Below are 20922 nucleotides of genomic sequence, written 5' to 3' on the forward strand. Positions count from 1 at the left end.
CCGGCGGGTGTGGGTCCGCCCACACCCGGGCGCGCGGCCCTGTCCGGCCCGAGCCCTGTCCGGTACGCCTAGCCGAGCACCGGCAGGTGGGGCGAGAGGTCGGCGCGCTCGCCGCTCGCCTGCACCACGCGGCGGGCCCGCGCCGCCTCCCACGTGGTGCGGCCGGTCGCCAGCCGCAGGAACGTGAGCGGATCGGTCTCCACCACGCTGGACGGCGTGCCCCGGGTGTGCCGGGGGCCCACCACGCACTGCGTCACCGCGAACGGCGGCACCCGTACCTCCACCGCCCGGCCCGGCGCCTTCGCGGCGAGCGCGTCCGCCAGCAGACGGATCGTCGCGGCCAGGGCCTGCCGGTCCAGCGGCACCCGGTGGCCGGTCGCGCGGACCAGGTCGTCGGTGTGCACCACCAGCTCCACGAGGCGGGTCACCGTGAAGTCCAGCGCGCGCATCGCCCCGAACCCGTGCGGGAGGAGCAGGTCCGGGCGCACGGCGGACTCCAGCACGGGTTCGAGCTGTTCGACCGCCTCGTCGACGCGGGCGGCGGCGTCCCGCGACGCGGCGGCGTCGGCGCGGGTCGCCTCGTCCAGGTCCTTCGCCCGGGTGGCGGTGGACAGCGCCCAGGTGGACAGGTCCACCTGGGGCGCGGCGACGTCCGGTTCCGGTTCCGCGAGGAGGCGCGGCACCGCGTCGATCTGCCCGGCGATGTGCACGACCAGGTGGTGCACGTCCCAGCCGGGGAGCCCGGAGGGCTGCGCGTACTGCTCCGCGGTGAGGGCGTGCGCGGCGGCGGCGACGGACTCGACCTGGGCGGTGAGGGCCTTGCGGACGCGGAGGGGGTCGTAGCTGCGGAGCTTCGGGGGCGCCATGCGATCGAGCTTACGCGGCGCGCTGCCCTCTTCGCGGCGGGTCACGGAGCCCCGGCCTCCGGCCGTGCCCCTCCCCGGTAGTGGGTGCCGGACGAGGGGAAACCGGGGGTCTCAGGGACGGGTGAACGTGTCGGGGGCCGGGAAACGGACCTGCTCGCAGCCACGACGCTCGGCCACGGAGTCCACGTAGGCGCGGAAGACCGCGCCGTAGTGCCGTTGCGCGGCCAGGGTGTAAGGCCAGCTGAGCGTCAGCGTGTGCATCGCGGGCTCGCCGTCGCACACCGACGTGGCCCACCAGATGTGGCCACGGGTGTGCCCGGCCGTACCGGGTTCCGGGCGGACGACGCCGTCGCCGGCGTTGTCGAGTACCACCTGCCGCGCCGGCTCGCCGAAGAAGCTCTCGGTGCGCGCCCAGAGGACGCCGTCCACCTCCACCGAGTCGTAGAAGCTCTCCAGGTCCGGATCGTCGCGGTGCCGGGAGACGGCCTCGCGCGCGGCCTCCGGGCCGAGACGCAGCAGGCACTCCTCGTTCCAGGCCTCCCCCGCGATACGGCTCTCGTACGCCTGGTCGGGCAGCCAGTCCCGGCCCGCGCCCGGAAGGTCCGCACGGGCGAGCCACGCGCACGTGCCGTCGGCCCGCCCGACGGCCACTGGTTCCAGCCGCACGCCGGGCACGTGCTCCGGCGGGTCGGGCAGCCGATCCCGGCAGCCGAGCCTCTCAGCAAGGTTGTTCGCCGTGTCGACGGCGATCCGCACGAGCGTGTCGCGGTCGCCCTGGGGCATTTGGCGGAGCTGCTCGCGGGCGTCGAACGAGGAGTGGTTCCGCAGGACGGCCTTCGCAGTGATCGTCTCGACGCCTTCGCCCCGACCACTGCCGCCGGTGCAGGCGAGCCGGACGTAGGCGTCGTCCTCACCGATCGTGCCGTCGATGCCGTCGCCCACTGGCTGGCGGGCGTAGGCGTCCTCTCCGATTCCCGAGAACGAACCGGCGGCGTCGACCTCCCAGATCTGCTCCGCCGACGGGCCGACCGGCTCCACCGTCACCTCGGCCGTGAAGAAGAGCAGGTGCTCCGCCTCCGACCCGGCCGAATCGGCCGACGCGCCGCTGAACACGTCGCAGCCCTGGGGGAAGCCCTCGGCAAGGTCGATGCGCGCTCCCTCGTGCCGACCGCCGGCAATGTCCCCGCCGGAGAGCGACAGGTCGAGCACCTCGTCGGCGGGGACGAGACCGGCGCAGGCCTCGTCGATCGTATGACGGCGGTCCCAGAAGTCCCACAGCGCCCACAGGCTGAGCAGGATCGCGCCCACCGCGACCCAGACCGTCAGGGTGCGCAGGCGCTCGGTGCGACGGGTAGGGAATGTGCTGTCTGCCACCGAGGCAACGTACAACGAGGGCCCGGGACACCGGAGTTCAGGTGTCCCGGGCCCTCGCCCACATGCCGGTGGCGGTCAGCCGAACAGCTCCGGGAGGGTGCGCTCGTGCCGCGCCCGCAGCTCGTCCAGGGGGAGGCTGAACCGGCCCTGGACGTCGATCGCGTCGCCGTCGACGACGCCGATCCGCGCGACGGGCAGACCGCGCGCGCCGCACATGTCGTTGAAGCGGACCTCCTCGCTGCGCGGGACGGCGACGATCGCGCGGCCCTGCGACTCGGAGAAGAGGAGGACGAACGGGTCGATCCCGTCCGGCACGACGATCCGGGCGCCGCGCCCGCCCTCGAGGCAGGACTCGGCGAGTGCCTGGACCAGTCCGCCGTCGGACAGGTCGTGGGCGGCGTCGATCATGCCGTCCCGGCTCGCGGAGACCAGAATCTCGCCGAGCAGCCGCTCACGCTCCAGGTCGAGCGCCGGCGGCCGGCCGCCGAGGTGGCCGTGCGCGACCTGCGACCACGCCGAGCCGCCGAACTCGTCCTTCGTCTCGCCCAGCAGGTAGATCAGGTGGCCCTCGTCGGCGAACGCCATCGGCGTACGCCGCGCGACGTCGTCGATGACGCCGAGCACCCCGACCACCGGCGTCGGGTGGATGGCGGCGTCGCCGGTCTGGTTGTAGAGGGAGACGTTCCCACCGGTCACCGGGGTGCCGAGCACCTGGCAGGCGTCGGCGAGCCCGCGGCACGCCTCCGCGAACTGCCACATGGCGGCCGGGTCCTCCGGAGAGCCGAAGTTGAGGCAGTCGGTGACCGCGAGCGGAGTGGCACCGGTGGCGGCGACGTTGCGGTACGACTCCGCGAGCGCGAGCTGCGCGCCCGCGTACGGGTCGAGCTTGGCGTACCGGCCGTTGCCGTCCGTCGCCACGGCGACGCCCAGACCCGACTCCGCGTCGATGCGGATCATGCCGCCGTCCTCGGGCTGCGCCAGGACGGTGTCGCCGAGCACGTAGCGGTCGTACTGGTCGGTGACCCAGGACTTCGACGCCTGGTTCGGGGAGCCGACCAGGTCGAGGGCGGCCTGCCGCAGCGCGTCGCCGCCCTCGGGGCGGGCGAGCCGCGCCGGGTCGTCGCCCTGAAGGGTGTCCTGCCAGTCGGGGCGTGCGTACGGGCGCTCGTACACCGGCCCCTCGTGGGCGACGGTACGCGGCGGCACGTCGACGATCTGCTCGCCGTGCCAGTAGATCTCCAGCCGCTCGCCGTCGGTGACCTCGCCGATGACGGTGGCGGTCACGTCCCACTTCTCGCAGATCTCCAGGAAGCGCTCGACCTTCGCCGGTTCGGCGACGGCGCACATGCGCTCCTGGGACTCGCTCATCAGGATCTCCTCCGGGGAGAGGGAGGAGTCGCGCAGCGGCACGTCGTCGAGGGTGACGCGCATGCCGCCGGAGCCGTTGGACGCCAGCTCGCTGGTGGCGCAGGACAGACCGGCCGCGCCGAGGTCCTGAATGCCGGTGACCAGGCCCTCGCGGAACAGCTCCAGGGTGCACTCGATGAGCAGCTTCTCCTGGAACGGGTCGCCGACCTGGACGGCGGGACGCTTCGACGGCTTCTCGTCGTCGAAGGTCTCGGAGGCGAGCAGCGAGGCGCCGCCGATGCCGTCGCCGCCGGTGCGGGCGCCGTAGAGGATGACCTTGTTGCCCGCGCCGGCGGCCTTCGCGAGGTGGATGTCCTCGTGCTTCATCACGCCCACGCACAGCGCGTTGACCAGCGGGTTGCCCTGGTAGCAGGCGTCGAAGACGACTTCGCCGCCGATGTTGGGCAGCCCGAGGCAGTTGCCGTAGCTCCCGATGCCGGAGACGACACCGGGCAGCACGCGCTTGGTGTCGGGGTGGTCGGGGGCACCCATGCGCAGCGGGTCCATGACCGCGACCGGGCGCGCGCCCATGGCGATGATGTCCCGCACGATGCCGCCGATACCGGTGGCCGCGCCCTGGTGGGGCTCCACGTACGACGGGTGGTTGTGCGACTCGATCTTGAACGTGACGGCGTAGCCCTGGCCGACGTCGACCACGCCCGCCTGCTCGCCGATGCCGACGAGCAGCGCGTCGGTCTGGGGCGCCTTGTCGCCGAACTGCCGCAGGTGCACCTTGCTCGACTTGTAGGAGCAGTGCTCGGACCACATCACCGAGTACATGGCGAGTTCGGCGCCGGTCGGGCGGCGGCCCAGGATCTCGCGGACGCGCGCGTACTCGTCCTGCTTCAGGCCCAGTTCGGCCCACGGCAGTTCCGTCTCGGGCGTCTCTTCGGCGTGCTTGACGGTGTCGAGGGTCACGCTCGGTCGCTCCTTCGCGCGGGGTGGTACAGGCATCGCGGCCCGGGGCGCTCCGTTGCTCCCTCGGCTGTTCCGGTGTCCAGAGTCATGCGGTGACCAGCTTCTTCAGAACCGAGGTGAAGAACCCGAGCCCGTCGGTGGTGGGGCCGGTCAGCTCCTCGACGGCGTGCTCGGGGTGCGGCATGAGGCCGACCACGTTCCCGGCCTCGTTGGTGATTCCGGCGATGTCGCGGCGGGAGCCGTTCGGGTTCCAGCCGGTGTAGCGGAAGACGACGCGGCCCTCGGCCTCCAGGGCGTCGAGGGTGCGCTCGTCGGCGGTGAACTGGCCGTCCTGGTTCTTCAGCGGGACGGTGATCTCCTGCCCCTGCGTGAAGTCGGAGGTCCAGGCGGTGTCCGCGTTCTCGACCCGCAGCCGCTGGTCGCGGCAGACGAAGTGGAGGTGGTCGTTGCGCAGCATGGCGCCGGGCAGGAGGTGGGCCTCGGTGAGGACCTGGAAGCCGTTGCAGATGCCGAGGACGGGCATGCCGGCCCTGGCCTTCTCGATCAGGGTCTCCATCACCGGGGAGAAGCGGGAGATGGCTCCGGCCCGCAGGTAGTCCCCGTAGGAGAAGCCGCCGGGCAGCACGACGGCGTCGACCTGGTGCAGGTCCTTGTCGCGGTGCCAGAGAGCGACGGGTTCGGCGCCGGCGAGGCGGACCGCGCGTTGCGCGTCGCGGTCGTCCAGGGAGCCGGGGAAGGTGACGACACCGATGCGCGTCGTCATACGGCGGCCTCTTCCCGCTCCTCGACGCGGACGGTGAAGTCCTCGATCACGGTGTTGGCAAGGAACGTTTCGGCCATCTCCCGCACGCGGGCGAGGGCCGCGTCGTCGACGGGACCCTCCAGTTCGAGTTCGAAGCGCTTGCCCTGGCGGACATCGGCGATGCCCTCGAATCCGAGACGGGGCAGTGCGCGCTGGACCGCCTGTCCCTGCGGGTCGAGGATCTCCGGCTTCATCATGACGTCGACTACGACGCGGGCCACAGGTACTCCCGGTGATGTGTGGTGCTGCCGGTTCGCCACCGCGCAGCAGCTTGCTGCTTCGGTACGCCAGCGTACCCGGCTCGAAAATCTACGCGAGTAGATATCGGTCACATTCGAGCATCACCGAGTCGGAACACTGGGAAATCGAGGCCGAAAAAAGTATGGTCCACATTGCGGCATGACACGCGAGGCGTGAATAGCGACGCTTCGCAAACAATGCCGATCCCTGTAGAAAAGAAAAGACACCGATCTCCGAGCAGCCGGACCGCACGACATTCCCGCATGTCAGCCCACGGATGGAGGGCCGGGCATGCACAAGCGGTCGCGGCCACCCTTAGCGGAAGGACCGATATCCGTGGCGCAGCGCGTACTGGTCACACTCTCCGACGACATGGACGGCGGAGAAGCGTCGGAAACGGTCGCCTTCGGCCTCGACGGGAAGTCCTACGAGATCGACCTCAACGACGCCAACGCCGAGAAACTCCGCGGCACCCTCGCCCCCTACGTGGAGGCCGGCCGCAAGCGGGCGAAGTCGGGCAGGACCTACCACCGCACCTCCGTCGCCCCCGACCCGCGCGCGGTGCGCGCCTGGGCGGAGTCGAACGGCTTCGACGTGCCGCCGCGCGGACGCATCCCGAAGAAGGTGTACGAGGCGTTCAACGCCTCCCGCTGACAGGCCCGTCGGGGAGGCCGGCCACCGGCTCCGCGCCGGTCGTCCGGCCTCCCCGCCGTCAACTTGCCAGCACCCCGGGGTGATCCGCTACAGTCGGGCACACGCCGCGAGGACAGCCCGCAAGGGAGACCTCACGGAGCGTGCGGGTGTAGCTCAGTAGTAGAGCGCCCTCTTTCCAAGAGGGAGGCGCAGCGTGCAATCCCTGTCACCCGCTCCGATCGTCCCTGAATCACCGACCCGTGCCGCCAGGCCTCCGGGATCGGGTACAGTGACCATCGCGCCATTCGGTGAAAGCCGGATGGATGCCTGCGGACGTAGCTCAGTTGGTAGAGCGCAACCTTGCCAAGGTTGAGGTCGCGAGTTCGAGCCTCGTCGTCCGCTCAGAAGGAAAAGGCCCCGCTTGCGGGGCCTTTTCGCATTTCCGGCTCCGTTCCCGCCACACACCCGTCACGCCCCGGAGCCCGTATGACGGATGTCATTCGGGCCGGTGACAGCCCGCACTGCCCGCGGTGCACCGGTGGCGGAAGAGTGAGAGCGGGGAGGCGAACGAGGTCCACGCGCGCACGCGGCACTCGGCCCGCTCCCCGGCGCGCACCCCGGGGCGGTCACCACGCCGGCCCGTCGGCACCGCGTCCGTCACCGGCACGACGGAGGGGTCGTGCCGGTGACGTCGGTACCCCTCATGCTGGTGGCGTTTCATCCCGGGACGAGGACGAGGACGAGGAAGCGTGGAGATGATCGGCTGGCTACGGAACAGACGCGCCGTCTGGCACGGGCGCAGCCGGCACGCCCAGGTCGAGGCGTCCACCCGCTGGTCGCTGTTCGCGCTCCCCTGGATCATGCTGCTGGCCGGTCTGTCCCAGGTCCCCGCGAAGTCCGCCGACACCTCTGCGGCGACCGCGGCGGCATGGGCGGTCCTCGGCGTCCACGCCGTGCTGTGTGCCGCCACCTCCGTCGTGGTGGGCCGGGCGCTCCGCGCCTACCTGGGAGAACGTCCGCCTCCGTGGCTCGGCGTCGCCGTACTCGGTGTACTGGCCGCCCTCGCCGCCGGGCTCACCGCGTGGCTCCTGGTGGCCGACCGCCAGGGAGGTGAAGCGGCCGAGGGCATGGTCCTGATGGTCAGCGTCGGCGCCTTCCTGATGCCGTACGCACTGCTGATGCCCGTACGCGTCACGGCCTGGACGCTGGCCGGGGTGGTCGCCGCGCTGACCGGCGTCTTCGCCGCCGTCGGCGTCGAGGGCGGCGAACTGGGGGCGCTCGCCGCCGTCGCCGCGGTCGGCGGCCTCGCGATGGGCGTGAGCACCCGCTCGTCCGCCTGGTACATCGCCGTGATGCGCGAACTGGACGACGCCCGCGAGACGCAGGCCCGGCTGGCCGTCGCCGAGGAACGCCTGCGCTTCGGCCGCGACCTGCACGACGTCCTGGGCCGCAACCTGTCCGTCATCGCGCTCAAGAGCGAGCTCGCCGGTCAGCTGGCGCGCCGGAGCGACCGCGGCCCGGAGGCGGCGCTGGACCAGATGGTCGAGGTGCAGCGGATCGCCCGCGACTCCCAGCGCGAGGTGCGCGACGTGGTCCGCGGCTACCGGGAGGCGGACCTCGCCACGGAACTCGCCGGCGCACGCGGCGTGCTGCGGGCGGCGGGCATCGACTGCCGGGTCACCTCCCGGGACGGCGACGACCGCCTGCCGCCGCCGGTCCGCGCAGCGCTGGGCTGGGTGGTGCGCGAGGGTGCCACGAACGTGCTGCGGCACGCGGACGCCTCGCGCTGCGACGTCACGGTGCGGGTCGAGCACGGGGCGGTGGTGCTCGTCATGGAGAACGACGGGGCGCGGGAGCCCGGCGGACGGCCCCGGCCCGGGTCGCCGTCCCCGGGTGAGCAGGCCGGGGGCGCGGGCCTCGCGGGCCTGCGGGAACGGCTGACGGCCCTGCACGGCGTACTCACCGCCGCGCGGCCTTCTCCCGGCTCGTTCCGTCTCACGGTGGAGATCCCGCTGCCCGCGGCCGTGCCGGGCCGTCCGGGCGCCCGGCCGCAGGACGCCACGGCGGCGCCCGGCGGGGCGGACGCAGCCGCACACGCCCCGCCCGCCCCCACCCCGGCGGACGAACGGGCCCGGCCGGACGGAGACCGCGACGGCCAGGCGCCGGACGGACCGGGCGGACCGGCCGACGACCCCGTCGGCGGGAACGAAGCAGACATGGCAGGGGTCCGGGACGGCGGACCCGGAGCCCGGGAGAAGGGACGAGGGTGAACGGACACGAACCCCACCGGGAGCAGCCCGCACAGCGCATCCGCGTTCTGCTCGCCGACGACGAACACCTCATCCGCGGCGCCCTCGCCGCACTGCTCGCCCTCGAGGACGACCTCTCCGTCGTCGCCGAGGCCGCCTCCGGCCCGGAGGCACTGGCCATGGCGCGGGCCCACTCCCCGGACGTCGCCGTCCTGGACCTCCAGATGCCCGGCGCCGACGGAGTCGCCGTCGCCGCTTCGCTGCGCACCGACGCACCCGGCTGCGGCACCATGATCGTCACGGGCCACGGGCGTCCCGGCCACCTCAAACGGGCGCTGGAGGCGGGCGTGCGCGGCTTCGTGCCCAAGACGGTCTCCGCGCAGCGGCTCGCGGAGATCATCCGCACCGTGCACGCGGGCAGCCGCTACATCGACCCCGAACTCGCCGCCGACGCCATCAGCTCCGGCGACTCCCCGCTCACCGCACGCGAGGCGGAACTCCTCGAACTCGCCGCGGACGGCGCCCCGGTCGCCGAGATCGCCGCACGCGCCCGTCTCGCGCAGGGGACCGTGCGCAACTACCTCTCCGCCGCGACCGCGAAGCTCGGCGCGGAGAACCGGCACGCGGCCGTACGCGCGGCACGCGAACGCGGCTGGCTCTGAGGGAGCACCGCGCCCCCGCCGCCGGGGGCGTGAGCGTGCTCACCCCGCAGCGGTGGCACGAGCCGCTCTGCAGCATGGCTATACTGGGCCACGCACCGCACGGGAACGGCGGTGCGATGCGGACGTAGCTCAGTTGGTAGAGCGCAACCTTGCCAAGGTTGAGGTCGCGAGTTCGAGCCTCGTCGTCCGCTCAGAGCACGAAGGGCCCCGGCGACGGGGCCCTTCGTCGTTCCCGGGTCGCTGCCGGGTCGTCCCGGGTCGTTGCCGCCGGGGCGCCGGCGCCGGGCAGGGCGCGGACGGCCCCGCCCGGGACGTGGTCGCCGGGCCCGACGTCGTACCGCGACGGCACGGACGGCTACGCTGCCTCACGTGAAGGTCCTCGTCATCGGAAGCGGCGCCCGCGAGCACGCCCTGTGCCGCTCCCTCTCCCTCGATCCCGACGTCACCGCAGTGCACTGCGCGCCCGGCAACGCCGGCATCGCCGACGTGGCGGCGCTGCACACCGTCGACGCGCAGGACGGCGCCGCCGTCGCCGCACTGGCCGCCGATGTCGGCGCGGGCCTGGTGGTCGTCGGCCCCGAGGCACCGCTGGTCGCGGGAGTCGCCGACGCGGTGCGCGCCACGGGCGTCCCCGTCTTCGGCCCCTCGGCCGAAGCGGCGCGGCTGGAGGGCTCGAAGGCCTTCGCCAAGGACGTCATGGCCGCCGCGGGCGTGCCCACCGCCCGCAGCTACGTGTGCGCCACCCCGGAGGAGGCCGACGCGGCACTCGACGCCTTCGGCGCGCCCTACGTCGTCAAGGACGACGGCCTGGCCGCCGGCAAGGGCGTGGTGGTGACCGACGACCTGGACCTCGCGCGGGAGCACGCCCGGGCCTGCGGGCGGGTCGTGATCGAGGAGTTCCTCGACGGTCCCGAGGTGTCGCTGTTCGCCGTCACCGACGGGGAACACGTCGTCCCGCTGCAGCCCGCGCAGGACTTCAAGCGCGCCTACGACGGCGACGCCGGCCCCAACACCGGGGGCATGGGCGCCTACTCGCCGCTGCCGTGGGCCGACCCGAAACTGGTCGAGGAGATCGAGCACACGGTGCTCCGCCCGACCGTCGACGAACTCCGCCGCCGCGGCACGCCGTTCTCCGGCCTGCTGTACGCCGGGCTGGCCATCACCTCGCGTGGCGTGCGCGTCATCGAGTTCAACGCCCGCTTCGGCGACCCCGAGACGCAGGCGGTGCTGGCGCGCCTCAGGACGCCGCTGGGCGGGCTGCTGCACGCGGCCGCCACCGGGCGGCTCGCCGAGCTGCCGCCGCTGCGCTGGGACGACGGTGCGGCGGTGACCGTCGTGGTCGCCGCCGAGAACTACCCCGCGGCGCCGCGCACGGGTGACCCGATCGAGGGGCTCGACGCGGTGCGGGACGAGGACGGACCGGACGCGTACGTGCTCCACGCGGGGACGCGCCGCAGCCCGGACGGGCGCGTGGTGAGCGCCGGCGGGCGCGTGCTGTCCGTGACGGCGACCGGGGAGGACCTGGCGGCGGCACGCGAGCGGGCGTACGCGGCGGTCGGACGCATCCGGCTGGCCGGCTCCCACCACCGCACGGACATCGCCGCCGCGGCCGCCGGCACCCCCTGATCCCGCCGGAGCCCGGCCCCTCCCCCGCCGGGGAAGCAGGTGGGGACGGGCGCTGGAACGAGACCTGGAACGGCGGCTGGAACGGCGGCGTCCGGCGACAGGGAGCGCGCAGCCGGGAGGAACGACGCACGCGCACCCACCGCTCCGCGGCGACGGCGGCACCGCACCCGGCGGAGACCGGTCGGGCCACACCGCCGCCGCTCCGGCCTCAACGTCCCGCGACCCGTCGGCGGCCGCCTGACGTGCCTGCCGCCCAGCGCCGGCCCACCCTCGTGGCACCTGGGCCAGAAGGGACGAATGGGGCGCCCGTATCAGGAGCCCGGGCGCAACACCGTTGGGCAAAGCCATTCCATCGAGTGACGGCCCGGCCGAGCGGCTGACGCTCGCACGGCCCCCAACTAGGGTTCCCGGCAAGCCGCGTACGGCCGCGCGGGGCGGTCCCCGACTGGCCCACCGCGCATTGCGTCGTCGGTGCGTGGTGCCACAGTGGGGGCATACGACAGGCTCCGTCCGCCACGTCGTCGTTCGTCGCGTCACGTCATGAATGTCCTCCTACGTCTTCGGGGGTGAGCGGTCAGTGCCGGCTCCGCACTCGGCGCACTCGGCGCGCAAGGCGCCCACGGCGCCCCATGCGCCGTCCGCGAGGGATCACGCCCTCGCGGTGCTCCGCATCCGCGGCACCGCGCTGGCGGCGGCCCTGCTGCCGGGGGGCGCTGCGGTGATCCTGCACGTCGCCGCGAGCACGGGCCTGGCCGGCCCGGGCTGGGCGCCGGCCACCTGGGCCGTGACGGCCGCCGCCGTGCTGGCGCTCGCCGTCGCGGGCGGGGTCGCCGCCGTGATCGCCCGCGCCCGGCCGGCGACCAGTCCGACCGTGCCGGTGACCCGCGCGCAGGCCCCGGACCTGTACGTGCTGGTGCGCGAACTCGCCGACCGGCTCGACGTGCCCGTGCCGTCCGCCCTCGCACTCACCCCGGACTGCGACAGCTGGCTGGAGGACCGTACGCACCCGGCGCAGGAGCGGAGGATGCCGGGCGGCGCACCGGTGCGATGGCTGCGGCGGCGCCGTTCTCAGGCGCCGCCGGTACTGGTGATCGGCTCGCCGTTCCTGTGGTGGATGCGGGTGGCGGAGCTGCGCGCCCTGCTGGCCCCCGTCGTCGCGGGCACCGGCCCGTCCGCCCATCCGGACATAGCCGCCGCGCGCCGCTGCGTGCGCGGCCTGGACGCGGCGGTCGCCGTCGCGGACCGCGCCCGCGCCGGCCGCCGGCGCGACGCCGGTCCGGGGCCGAATCCGGCGTGGCGGGCGGTGCTGCGGCTCACCGGGCTGGTCGCCCGGGTGCTGCTGCGCGCCTGCGGGCCGCACGCCGCGGAGATGGAGCGCGGGGTGGCGGCCGCCGCCGCGGACCGCGCACAGCACGTGGACCGTGCGCTGCGCACCACCGCGCAGGAGCAGGTCGGTCTGGCCTACGCGGGCTGGGACCGGCTGCTGACCCGGGTGGCGCTGCCCGCCTGGCGCACCGGCCGCTGGCCGTCCCGGCTCGACGCCGGTGTGGTGGCGGCCCTCACCGAGCTGTCCCGCCGGGACCGCCTGGCGGACGGCTTCGCCTCGCGCCTGGGCGAGCGTCCGGCGTGCGATCTGCTGGAGGAGCCGGGCGCGGTCGACGCCTCGGTCTCGCTGCTGGCCGCGCGGCTCTTCCACGGCGAGCCGCGCGGGGAGGGCTCCGGGTGGGCGCCCGTGGACTGGACGGACTACCCGGAGGAGGTCGTCGACCGGATCTGGCGGGGCGAGGCGGCCCGCCTGTTCGCCGCCCTCGACGCGACGGAGCCGGACGGCCGGGCGCGAGCCGCCGAGCACACGCCGCCCGCGGAAACGGACGGGGCGGCACGGGCACCGTCCGGCGCCGGGGGTGCGGCGGCACCGCCCGTCTCGTACACGGAGGCGGCGGTGGGCCGGATACTGGAGCGTCTCGCGGCCGGCGGCACGGACGCCGTCGCGGCCCGGATCAGCGCCGACGTCGCGCGGGCCGAGGCCGCGCAGGACGCCTGCCCGACGGCCCCCGGGCTGGACGAGCCGGTGCTGCCGGGAGCCGGGCAGCCCTCGCCGATGGGGCTGCCGCTGCGGCCGCCGCGCTCCGGGCGGGAGCTGATGGCCGAGCACGTGACGGCGGCGGTGTGCTGCGCCGCCGTGGACACCGCGGGCGCGACACCGGGCCTCGACTGGCTGGACGGGCCCGCCCTGCTCGTCGACGGCGAGCGGGCGACCGACCTGGCGGGACCCGTGCTGGACCTCGTCGAGGACGGCGACCCCGGCCCGCTGCGCGACTGGCTGACGGCGCGCGGCATCCGCGCCGACAAGCCTGTCCGCCTGGTGTAGCGGCTGCCCCGGGGCGGCGGTGCCCGTCCCCGGGCGCGGCAGGGCCCCTCGCGAGGAATCGCGACGAACGGTGACCGAATCCTCGCTCCATGTGATGTGCTGGCCCTGTGAACCGGGGGACGAACCGTCCGGGAGGGGTGCGAAAGCGTGAGGACCGAGCAGATCAGGCGTTGGGAGTCGGGGGCGCTCGCACACGCGGTGACCGATCCGTTCGCCCAGGGCCCGCTGCCCTGGCTGCGCGGCAGCGAGAACTACTTCGACGACGGGCAGGTCGTCCCCTGGTACGTGGACGTCGACCAGTCCGGCATCCTCCCCGTGCAGCGCGAGCGGCAGGCGGCCCGCGGACGGCGCGCGCATCACGGCGGTCCGCGTACGGCCGACGACGTGCACTGCCAGATCAAGGGCTTCGCGTCGTCCGGCGGCGGCGTCGCGCCGGGCGAGTCGATCGACTTCCGGGTCACGGTCAGCCCGCCGCAGCCGTTCTCCGTGGACGTCTACCGGATCGGGCACTACGGCGGCGAGGGCGCCACCAAGATCACCACCAGCCCCCGCCTGTCCGGCATCGTGCAGCCCGAGCCGCTGGTCGCGGACCGTACGGCGTCCTGCCACCACTGGTGGCTGTCCTGGCGGCTGCAGATCCCGGACTACTGGTCGACGGGCGCCCACGTCGCCGTGCTGACCACCGCGGACGGCCACCGCTCGCACATCCCGTTCACCGTGCGGGACCGCGACCCCGCGGACCTCCTGCTGCTCATGCCGGACGTCACCTGGCAGGCGTACAACCTCTTCCCCGAGGACGGCCGCACGGGCGCGAGCCTCTACCACGCGTGGGACGAGAAGGGCCGGCTGCTGGGCGAGGAGGACGCGGCGGTCACCGTGTCGTTCGACCGGCCGTACGCGGGAGCGGGTCTGCCGCTGCACGTGGGGCACGCCTACGACTTCATCCGCTGGGCGGAGCGCTACGGCTACGACCTGGCCTACGCGGACACGCGCGACCTGCACTCCGGCCGGGTCGATCCGACCCGGTACCGCGGCCTGGTCTTCCCCGGCCACGACGAGTACTGGTCGGTGCCGATGCGGCGCGCCGCGGAACGGGCCCGGGACGCGGGCACGTCGCTGGTGTTCCTGTCCGCCAACACCATGTACTGGCGGGTCGAGTTGCAGGCGCTGCCGGGTGACGCCGAAGACCGCCTGCTGACCTGCCGCAAGCGGCAGGGCGGCGGCCGTGCGCTGTTGTGGCGCGAACAGGGCGAACCGGAGCAGCAGTTGCTGGGCGTGCAGTACGCGGGGCAGGTGCCGCAGCCGCACCCGCTGGTGGTGCGGAACACCGGCCACTGGCTGTGGCAGGCCACGGGCGTCGCCGAGGGGGACGAGCTGCCGGGTCTGGTGGCCGGCGAGGCCGACCGCTACTTCCCGCGCACCCCGCTGCCGGGGCACACCGAGCGCATCCTGCTGGCGCACTCCCCCTACCAGGACGCCTCCGGCGCCCGGCGCCACCAGGAGACCTCGCTGTACCGGGCGCCGAGCGGCGCGCTCGTCTTCGCCTCCGGGACGTTCGCCTGGTCGCCGGCGCTGGACCGGCCCGGCCACGTCGACCAGCGGGTCCAGCGCGCGACGGCCAACCTGCTCGACCGGATCTGCCGACGCCACTGACGCCGCCCCGCCCGCTCCTCGTCGGCCCACACGGTCTCCCGGCCTCCCGCCCTCACCCGGGCGGCGGGCACGACCCCGGGCGGGCCGGGACGGGCCGCGTACAGGACAATCGGACCAGCACCGCCGGAGCCGGGCGGCCGAGGCCCGGGCGTTCCCGGCAGCACGCGACCACAGGAGAGACCGTGTCCGGATTCGTCCACAAGCCCGAACCCGTGCAGGTGCCCGGGCTGGTGCACCTGCACACCGGCAAGGTGCGCGACCTGTACCGGAACGAGGCGGGCGACCTGGTGATGGTCGCCAGCGACCGGATCTCGGCCTACGACTGGGTCCTGCCGACCCCGATCCCGGACAAGGGCCGCATCCTCACCCAGCTCTCCCTGTGGTGGTTCGAGAACCTCACCGACCTGGTGCCGCACCACGTGCTGTCCTCCGACCTGCCGGACGGCGCACCCGCCGACTGGGAGGGGCGCACCCTGGTGTGCCGCTCGCTGCGCATGGTGCCCGTGGAGTGCGTGGCACGCGGCTACCTGGCCGGCTCCGGCCTTCTGGAGTACGAGAAGACCCGCACGGTCTGCGGACTGGCGCTGCCGGAGGGCCTTCAGGACGCCTCCGAACTGCCCGCCGCGATCTTCACCCCGGCGACCAAGGCCGAGGTCGGCGAGCACGACGAGAACGTCAGCTACGAGGAGGTCGCCCGCCGCGTCGGCGTGGAGACCGCGGCGCAGCTGCGGCAGACCACCCTGGCCGTCTACGCGCGCGCCCGCGACATCGCGCGGGAGCGCGGCATCGTGCTCGCGGACACGAAGTTCGAGTTCGGCTTCGCGGAGGGCCCGGACGGCGAGCAGGAGCTCGTCCTCGCCGACGAGGCGCTGACCCCCGACTCCTCGCGCTTCTGGCCCGCCGACACCTGGCAGCCGGGTCGCCCGCAGCCGTCGTTCGACAAGCAGTACGTGCGGGACTGGCTGTCCGGGCCCGAGTCGGGCTGGGACCGGCACGGCGAGGAGCCGCCCCCGGAGCTCCCGGCGGAGGTCGTCACGCGGACCCGCGCCAAGTACGCGGAGGCGTACCGGCTCCTCACTGGTCACCCTTTCGAGTGATGCGTGCGGGGGGTCTCCGGTCTCTCAACTGCCCACTTCGGGACGGGAAGACGGCGAAAGCCCCCGCGGATCCCTCTTCCGGCGGTATGAAGGGGGTGGAAGTGGCCGGTGTGGGGGCTGTCGTAGGGAGTGGCGGGTGAGTCAGCCGGAGAAGCGGCCGGAGGGCGCTTCGCGCAACGGGAAGCCGCGACGCAGCGGCCGGGGGGACCTGCTGAGCCGCGCGTTCCCGCTGGGCGACTGGGGCGAGCCGGCGGAACGCCTGGAGGAGCTCTACCAGTGGGTGGAACAAGGCGCCCTCGACATGGTCGAGTGGTACCTGTCCGACCGCCGCTGGAAGCGCCGCGTCGCGCGCACGCTGCGCGCGGGCACCGCCGCCGGAGTGGGTGCGGGCGCCGTCCTGCCGCTGCTGCAGCTCACCGGGGCGTTCGACGCGCCGTTGACGGCGTGGGGCTTCGTCGCGCTGCTGGGGGCCGCGGTGTGCGCGGGCTGCGACCGCTGGTTCGGCCTCACCTCGGGATGGATGCGCGACGTCGCGACGGCGCAGGCGGTGCAACGGCGCCTGGAGGCGCTGCAGTACGACTGGGCGTCGGAGTCCATCCGCGAGGTGCTCGGGCCCACTGAGGGCACCGCGGCGGAGGCGGCCGAACGCTGCCTGTCCGTGCTGCGGGGCTTCACCGAGGACGTCACGGAACTGGTGCGGGCCGAGACGGCGGACTGGATGGTCGAGTTCCGCGCGACGACGACGCCGCTGCGGGTGCAGACGAAGGGGGCCGCCGGGGTGTTCGGCGGGGCCGCCGCTCCCCGGGCGGACGGCCCGGCGGGTCCGGCCGGCGGACGCCTTCCGCACCCGAGTCTCCGCCCCAACATGCCCCGCCAGCGTCCCCCGGACCGCTGACCGCCCGCGGCGGGCCGCAGTCGAGGGGCAGGCCGGTGCGACCGGCGCCGTGCCGTCGGCGGACGGCGGCAGACGGCAAACAGCGGCAGACGGCAACCCTGCCTGCTCGTCCGGCACTCGGAGGTGCGCGGGCGAAGCCCGTCCACCGGCCCTGGCGGGACGAGGACGGCGCCCCTGACGGAAGGCGACGGCCGGGCGGGTGCGGAGGAGGCGACTCCTCCGCACCCGCCCGGTGGGCGTCAGGGCCGGCAGGGCTCCGTACCGGAGGGCACGCCGTACATCGGGTTGAAGGAGCCGAACGTGCGGACCTGGCCCGCCGAGACGCTCAGGCAGGGGTACGGGACGTCCGGGTAGCGCTCGCCGCGGAGGCGCCGGTACACCGTCGAGTCCCCGCAGTTGTAGTAGCTGATCTCCACCTTCCGCCACGGGGGCGTGCCGGTGTACTCCTGGTTGTCGCCGCACTGGTAGTCGGCCGCCGCGGCGCCCGCGCCCGGCCCGGGCACGGCGGCCGTCGCCGTCGTACCGGTCAGGACCGACGCCCCCGCCAGCACCGCCGTCAGCAGGGCGACGGCAGCTCTGCGCCGGTTTCCGCTGTTCCCCATGTGTGCCCCCTCGTTGCCTTGCCTGCGTGGATGTGGATTGCCCGATTCCGCTTCTGTCATCGAGCGAACGCACACTGTAATGCCGAACGGGTGACCGTGCCACGCCCTGCGGGACGCGACGAGGGTGACACCCCGACGGCCCGGCACGCGGACGGGGCCCGCTCGCCGAGTGGCGGACGGGCCCCGTCGTCTGCGGTGCTCCGGCTCAGCCGGTCAGGGGCGCGCCCCCAGCAGCCGGTGCAGTTCCGCGCCGTCGGCGCGGTCCGCGGACGGCGCGTTCCGCTCGCCCTTCTCCGCGGAGGCGGCGCCGGCGGGCTCCGGCTCCGGGAGGGCGTCGCAGGTCGCGTCCACCCCGCGGCGCGCGTCCGGCAGCGTGCCGTCGGCCAGGTACTCCGTCAGGTACCGGTCCAGGCAGGCGTTGCCGCCGAACGTGATGCCGTGGTTGCCGCCGTCCTCCTCGACCACGAGGCGGGAGTCGTCGAGCAGCCTGTGCATCTTCACGCCGCCTGCGTACGGGGTGGCCGCGTCGTCGGTGGCCTGGAAGAGCAGCACCGGCGGGATGTCGTCGTTGCGGACGTCCGTGGCCTCCGGCTGCCGGGTGGGCCAGAACGCGCACGGCGCGTTGTACCAGGTGTTGGACCAGGTCAGGAACGGCGCCTTGCGGTACGTCTCTCGGGCGTCCTCGTACCAGGTGCCCCAGTCGCGCGGCCACTTCGCGTCACGGCACTCGACGGCCGTGTAGACGCTGTAGCCGTTCGTCCCGGTGACCTTGCCGTAGTCGTCGTACAGGTCGAGCAGCGCCTGCTCGTCGCCCTCGTGGACGTAGGCGGCGAACGCCTCGGCCATGGCGGGCCAGTAGCCGTTGTAGTAGCCGCCGGGCAGGAAGGACTCCTCCAACTCGGCCGGTCCGACGACGCCCTTGGCCGGCTCGTCCCGCATGGCGGTGCGCATCTCGTACCAGCGGGCCTCGACCTTCTCCGCGTCGGTGCCGAGTCCGTACGTCGCGTCGTGCTCGGCGATCCAGGCCGTGAACGCCTTGAAGCGCTCGTCGAAGGCGTAGTTCTGGCTGATGTTGGCCTCGTACCAGACCTTCGTCGGGTCGACGATGCTGTCGAGGACCATCCGGCGCACCCGCTCCGGGAAGAGCTCGGCGTACACGGAGCCCAGGTAGGTGCCGTACGAGTACCCGAAGAAGTTGATCTGCTCCGCGCCCAGTGCGGCGCGGATGACGTCCATGTCGCGGGCGGTGTTGCGGGTGTTGATGTGCTTCAGCACGCCCTCGTGGCGGATGCCGCAGTCGACGGCGAAGGACGCGGCGCGCGAGATGTTCTCCGCGAAGGTGCGGAAGTCGTGCGGCACGGAGTCCGGGCGGGTGGCGTCGAAGTAGCCGGGCTTGCACTCCAGCGCGGGTTCGCTCTTGCCGACGCCGCGCGGGTCGAAGCCGATGACGTCGTACTGCGCGGCCACGTCGGCGGGCAGCGAGCGGGCGACGTAGCCGGCGAGGCCGAGGCCGCTGCCTCCGGGGCCGCCCGGGTTGACCAGCAGCGGTCCCTGCTTCTCCTCGGCGGTGGCCGGGATGCGGTTGACGGCGATCTGGATCTGCCGGCCCTCGGGACGGGCGTGGTCCAGCGGCACGTCGACCGTCGCGCACTGCATGGTCGGGTTGTTCGCGGTACCGCAGTCCGTCCAGCCCACGGACGACGCGGCGGCGGGTGATCCCGCGGCGGCTGTCGCCGGCACTGCCGAGACCAGGCCCGATGCCATCGCCGCCAAGGCGACGGCCACCGATGCGGTTCGTCTCACTTGCCCTCCTGACACCTGCACAGGCGCCGGCGCAGGCCGCGCCGACCCGCAGATGGTGCCGTGCCGGGAGGGCCCGCGGCTAGTCCTGTCCGGCGGATCTTCCGGCGCACCGCCCGAGGTCCCGGACCACGGCCTACTGCCGAGCGCCCTCCGTGCTCACACTGGCCAACCGATAAGAGGTTGTGACCGCGCTTCCGTGATGGCTGCGCCTTGGCAGTGAGATCGGTTCGGCAGGGGTATGTGGCGGCCATCGTCTAGGGAGCTTGGTTTGTCCCTCGAAGTCCTGGTGTGTGATCGCGCCCGTTTGTGGCCCTGTTCGCGTCCTGCGCCATGTAGATCCAGTCGAATCCGTCGTATCCCTCGGTGTCGAGATGCTGTGCTCGGCTGAGCCCCGCGCGTATCGCCACGCGCTGAGAAGCAACGTTGGCTGGTCGAACGCGGGCGATGAGCGGGAGTTCGGGCAGGCGAATGGATGCCCAGGTGGCAACCGCGGCCGTGGCTTCACCGGCGAAGCCTTGACCCCAGGCGGAGGTGGCGAAACGGTAGAAAAGATTCAGCACCGGGGCCCCGTGCAGTTCCATGGGCTTGATTCCGCAGAATCCGAGCTGCTGGGCGGAGCCGTGATGCCGGACAACCCAGTACCCATATCCGTGCTGCTGCCACTGGTTGTCCCAACGCTGGTAGAGCGCCTCTGCTTCCTCGAACCGGGCAAGCGCATCGGACGGGTTGTGTGTACAGGTCTCGGGATCGCGGTGGACGGCGAAGATCGCGTCGACATCGGTCGCGTTCGGACGTCTCAGGAACAGCCGGGCGGTCTGCAGCTCGACGGCTGCTGGGCTCCGGTCACTCACGTCAGAACCGCCTTACCGGTGCGGAAGATTCGGCTGAGGTGGTGGTCCAGGACCGCGGTCGCGGACTCCGGGCTGCGCTGACCGACGAGGATACTCGTGCCGAGTGCCGCAGACATGGCAGGCAGGCCGGCTGCCTCCAACCGTGAGTCCACCCCGGACTCGAGTAGTGCCGCTTCTTGCGCCTGCCGGACGAGCTCGGTCAGGGCATCTTCGGCGGCATCAGGGTTCTTGATGAAGGGCTGGGCCGCGAGCGCCGGGTCGTTCACGGCCGGAACTGCGTATGAGGTGTAGAGGCCGCGGAAGGTGCGGCTCTCGTCGTCCGTCGGCAGCGCCGCCATCAGCAGCGCCTCGACGATTGCGCGCGGACCTGGACTGTTGCCGACGGCCCGTATCTGGGCGGAGACCCGTTCCCCGAATCTCTCCGCCAGAAGCTCGAGCCCGAAAAGCAGCAACCTTTCCTTGGTCTGGAAGTAGTACTGCACCAGCCGCAGCGATACGCTCGCCTCCGCTGCCACATCACGCATGCCGACGGCATGCAGCCCGCGCCGTGCGGCGACCCGGATCAGGGCCCCCGGCGATCTCGGTGCGCCGTTCTGCGTGGTCTACGCGCCTGGGCATCGGCCGGTTCTCCGCTCGTCGTTCCTGCTGCGGCTCCACGAAACCCTTTGGTGATACAGCCGTACCCACCGCAGTACGTTCGCATCACAGAACCGGAACGCTGGAGGTGGCCATACCCGAGACCAATGCCCGACCCCAGGCCCGATGTCGGCCGCTACGTGAGCGATGCCTGGCGGGAGCGCCGCTTCGCGGCCTGCGACGCGGTCTGCGCACTGGGCGCGCCCTCACTCGAAGAGGACTACCGGCACGTCCCAG

Annotated in this window: 16 protein-coding genes, 3 tRNA genes and 1 pseudogene; 11 read left to right on the forward strand and 9 right to left on the reverse strand. The window is 73.3% G+C overall.

All coding sequences use genetic code 11. From position 1 onward, the window contains the following. Positions 1–68 precede the first annotated feature (68 nt). The 5 genes from K304_RS0113590 to purS form a co-directional block, all read right to left on the reverse strand. A complete protein-coding gene (locus tag K304_RS0113590; RefSeq protein ID WP_027764192.1) occupies positions 69–866 on the reverse strand; it encodes a sterol carrier family protein in 798 nt (265 codons plus the stop codon). Between the two features lie 111 nt (positions 867–977). Continuing rightward, entirely contained in the window at positions 978–2240 is a 1263-nt protein-coding gene (locus tag K304_RS0113595; RefSeq protein ID WP_158687341.1) for a hypothetical protein, read from the reverse strand. Positions 2241–2315: 75 nt separating this feature from the next. Then, a complete protein-coding gene (gene purL / locus K304_RS28915) occupies positions 2316–4565 on the reverse strand; it encodes a phosphoribosylformylglycinamidine synthase subunit PurL (RefSeq protein WP_037790360.1) in 2250 nt (749 codons plus the stop codon). A gap of 85 nt (positions 4566–4650) precedes the next feature. Next, positions 4651–5328, reverse strand: coding sequence for a phosphoribosylformylglycinamidine synthase subunit PurQ (purQ, locus tag K304_RS0113605; RefSeq protein WP_027764194.1), 678 nt, complete (start codon positions 5326–5328; stop codon positions 4651–4653). Continuing rightward, positions 5325–5588: a phosphoribosylformylglycinamidine synthase subunit PurS gene (purS, locus tag K304_RS0113610; RefSeq protein WP_027764195.1), complete on the reverse strand. Its 264-nt coding sequence runs from the start codon at positions 5586–5588 to the stop codon at positions 5325–5327. Before purS ends, purQ begins: the two co-directional genes overlap by 4 nt. Before the next feature lie 355 nt (positions 5589–5943). Between purS and K304_RS0113615 the strand changes: the two genes are divergently transcribed. From K304_RS0113615 to K304_RS0113665, 11 genes are all read left to right on the forward strand, one after another. Continuing rightward, entirely contained in the window at positions 5944–6261 is a 318-nt protein-coding gene (locus K304_RS0113615) for a histone-like nucleoid-structuring protein Lsr2 (RefSeq protein ID WP_027764196.1), read from the forward strand. 142 nt (positions 6262–6403) lie between these two features. Further along, positions 6404–6475 (forward strand) — tRNA-Gly (locus K304_RS0113620). Positions 6476–6569: 94 nt separating this feature from the next. Beyond that, positions 6570–6642, forward strand: a tRNA-Gly gene (locus K304_RS0113625). Positions 6643–6995: 353 nt separating this feature from the next. Further along, positions 6996–8510, forward strand: coding sequence for a histidine kinase (locus K304_RS28920; RefSeq protein ID WP_078529051.1), 1515 nt, complete (start codon positions 6996–6998; stop codon positions 8508–8510). 38 nt (positions 8511–8548) lie between these two features. After that, positions 8549–9151: a response regulator transcription factor gene (locus K304_RS0113635; protein WP_027764197.1), complete on the forward strand. Its 603-nt coding sequence runs from the start codon at positions 8549–8551 to the stop codon at positions 9149–9151. Between the two features lie 118 nt (positions 9152–9269). Next, positions 9270–9342 (forward strand) — tRNA-Gly (locus tag K304_RS0113640). Between the two features lie 178 nt (positions 9343–9520). After that, positions 9521–10777, forward strand: coding sequence for a phosphoribosylamine--glycine ligase (gene purD / locus K304_RS0113645; protein WP_027764198.1), 1257 nt, complete (start codon positions 9521–9523; stop codon positions 10775–10777). Positions 10778–11438: 661 nt separating this feature from the next. Then, positions 11439–13148, forward strand: a complete 1710-nt coding sequence (locus K304_RS0113650) for a hypothetical protein (protein ID WP_027764199.1) — start codon at positions 11439–11441, stop codon at positions 13146–13148. A 147-nt stretch (positions 13149–13295) separates the two neighbouring features. Then, positions 13296–14801, forward strand: coding sequence for a N,N-dimethylformamidase beta subunit family domain-containing protein (locus tag K304_RS0113655; RefSeq protein WP_027764200.1), 1506 nt, complete (start codon positions 13296–13298; stop codon positions 14799–14801). A gap of 182 nt (positions 14802–14983) precedes the next feature. Then, positions 14984–15898: a phosphoribosylaminoimidazolesuccinocarboxamide synthase gene (locus K304_RS0113660; RefSeq protein ID WP_027764201.1), complete on the forward strand. Its 915-nt coding sequence runs from the start codon at positions 14984–14986 to the stop codon at positions 15896–15898. Between the two features lie 136 nt (positions 15899–16034). Beyond that, entirely contained in the window at positions 16035–16793 is a 759-nt protein-coding gene (locus tag K304_RS0113665) for an SLATT domain-containing protein (protein WP_027764202.1), read from the forward strand. A 239-nt stretch (positions 16794–17032) separates the two neighbouring features. On the opposite strand, the gene K304_RS0113670 is transcribed toward K304_RS0113665, so the two are convergent. The 4 genes and pseudogenes from K304_RS0113670 to K304_RS28925 form a co-directional block, all read right to left on the reverse strand. After that, positions 17033–17395 (reverse strand): hypothetical protein, encoded by a 363-nt coding sequence (locus K304_RS0113670; protein WP_027764203.1) that lies wholly within the window; start codon positions 17393–17395, stop codon positions 17033–17035. Between the two features lie 213 nt (positions 17396–17608). After that, positions 17609–19198, reverse strand: coding sequence for an alpha/beta hydrolase (locus K304_RS0113675; protein WP_027764204.1), 1590 nt, complete (start codon positions 19196–19198; stop codon positions 17609–17611). Positions 19199–19452: 254 nt separating this feature from the next. Next, complete coding sequence (locus tag K304_RS32135; protein WP_078529053.1) at positions 19453–20049, reverse strand: GNAT family N-acetyltransferase; 597 nt, start codon at positions 20047–20049, stop codon at positions 19453–19455. Beyond that, positions 20046–20667 (reverse strand): annotated as a pseudogene (locus K304_RS28925) (TetR/AcrR family transcriptional regulator). Before K304_RS28925 ends, K304_RS32135 begins: the two are co-directional and overlap by 4 nt. Positions 20668–20922 lie beyond the last annotated feature (255 nt).

This window comes from Streptomyces sp. CNS606 (assembly GCF_000426325.1).

Bases quoted from the DNA above. Each gene is read 5' to 3' on its own strand.
- K304_RS28920 (WP_078529051.1), top strand. From the start codon at position 6,996: ATGATCGGCTGGCTACGGAACAGACGCGCCGTCTGGCACGGGCGCAGC.
- K304_RS0113670 (WP_027764203.1), bottom strand. From the start codon at position 17,395: ATGGGGAACAGCGGAAACCGGCGCAGAGCTGCCGTCGCCCTGCTGACG.
- K304_RS0113590 (WP_027764192.1), bottom strand. From the start codon at position 866: ATGGCGCCCCCGAAGCTCCGCAGCTACGACCCCCTCCGCGTCCGCAAG.
- purQ (WP_027764194.1), bottom strand. From the start codon at position 5,328: ATGACGACGCGCATCGGTGTCGTCACCTTCCCCGGCTCCCTGGACGAC.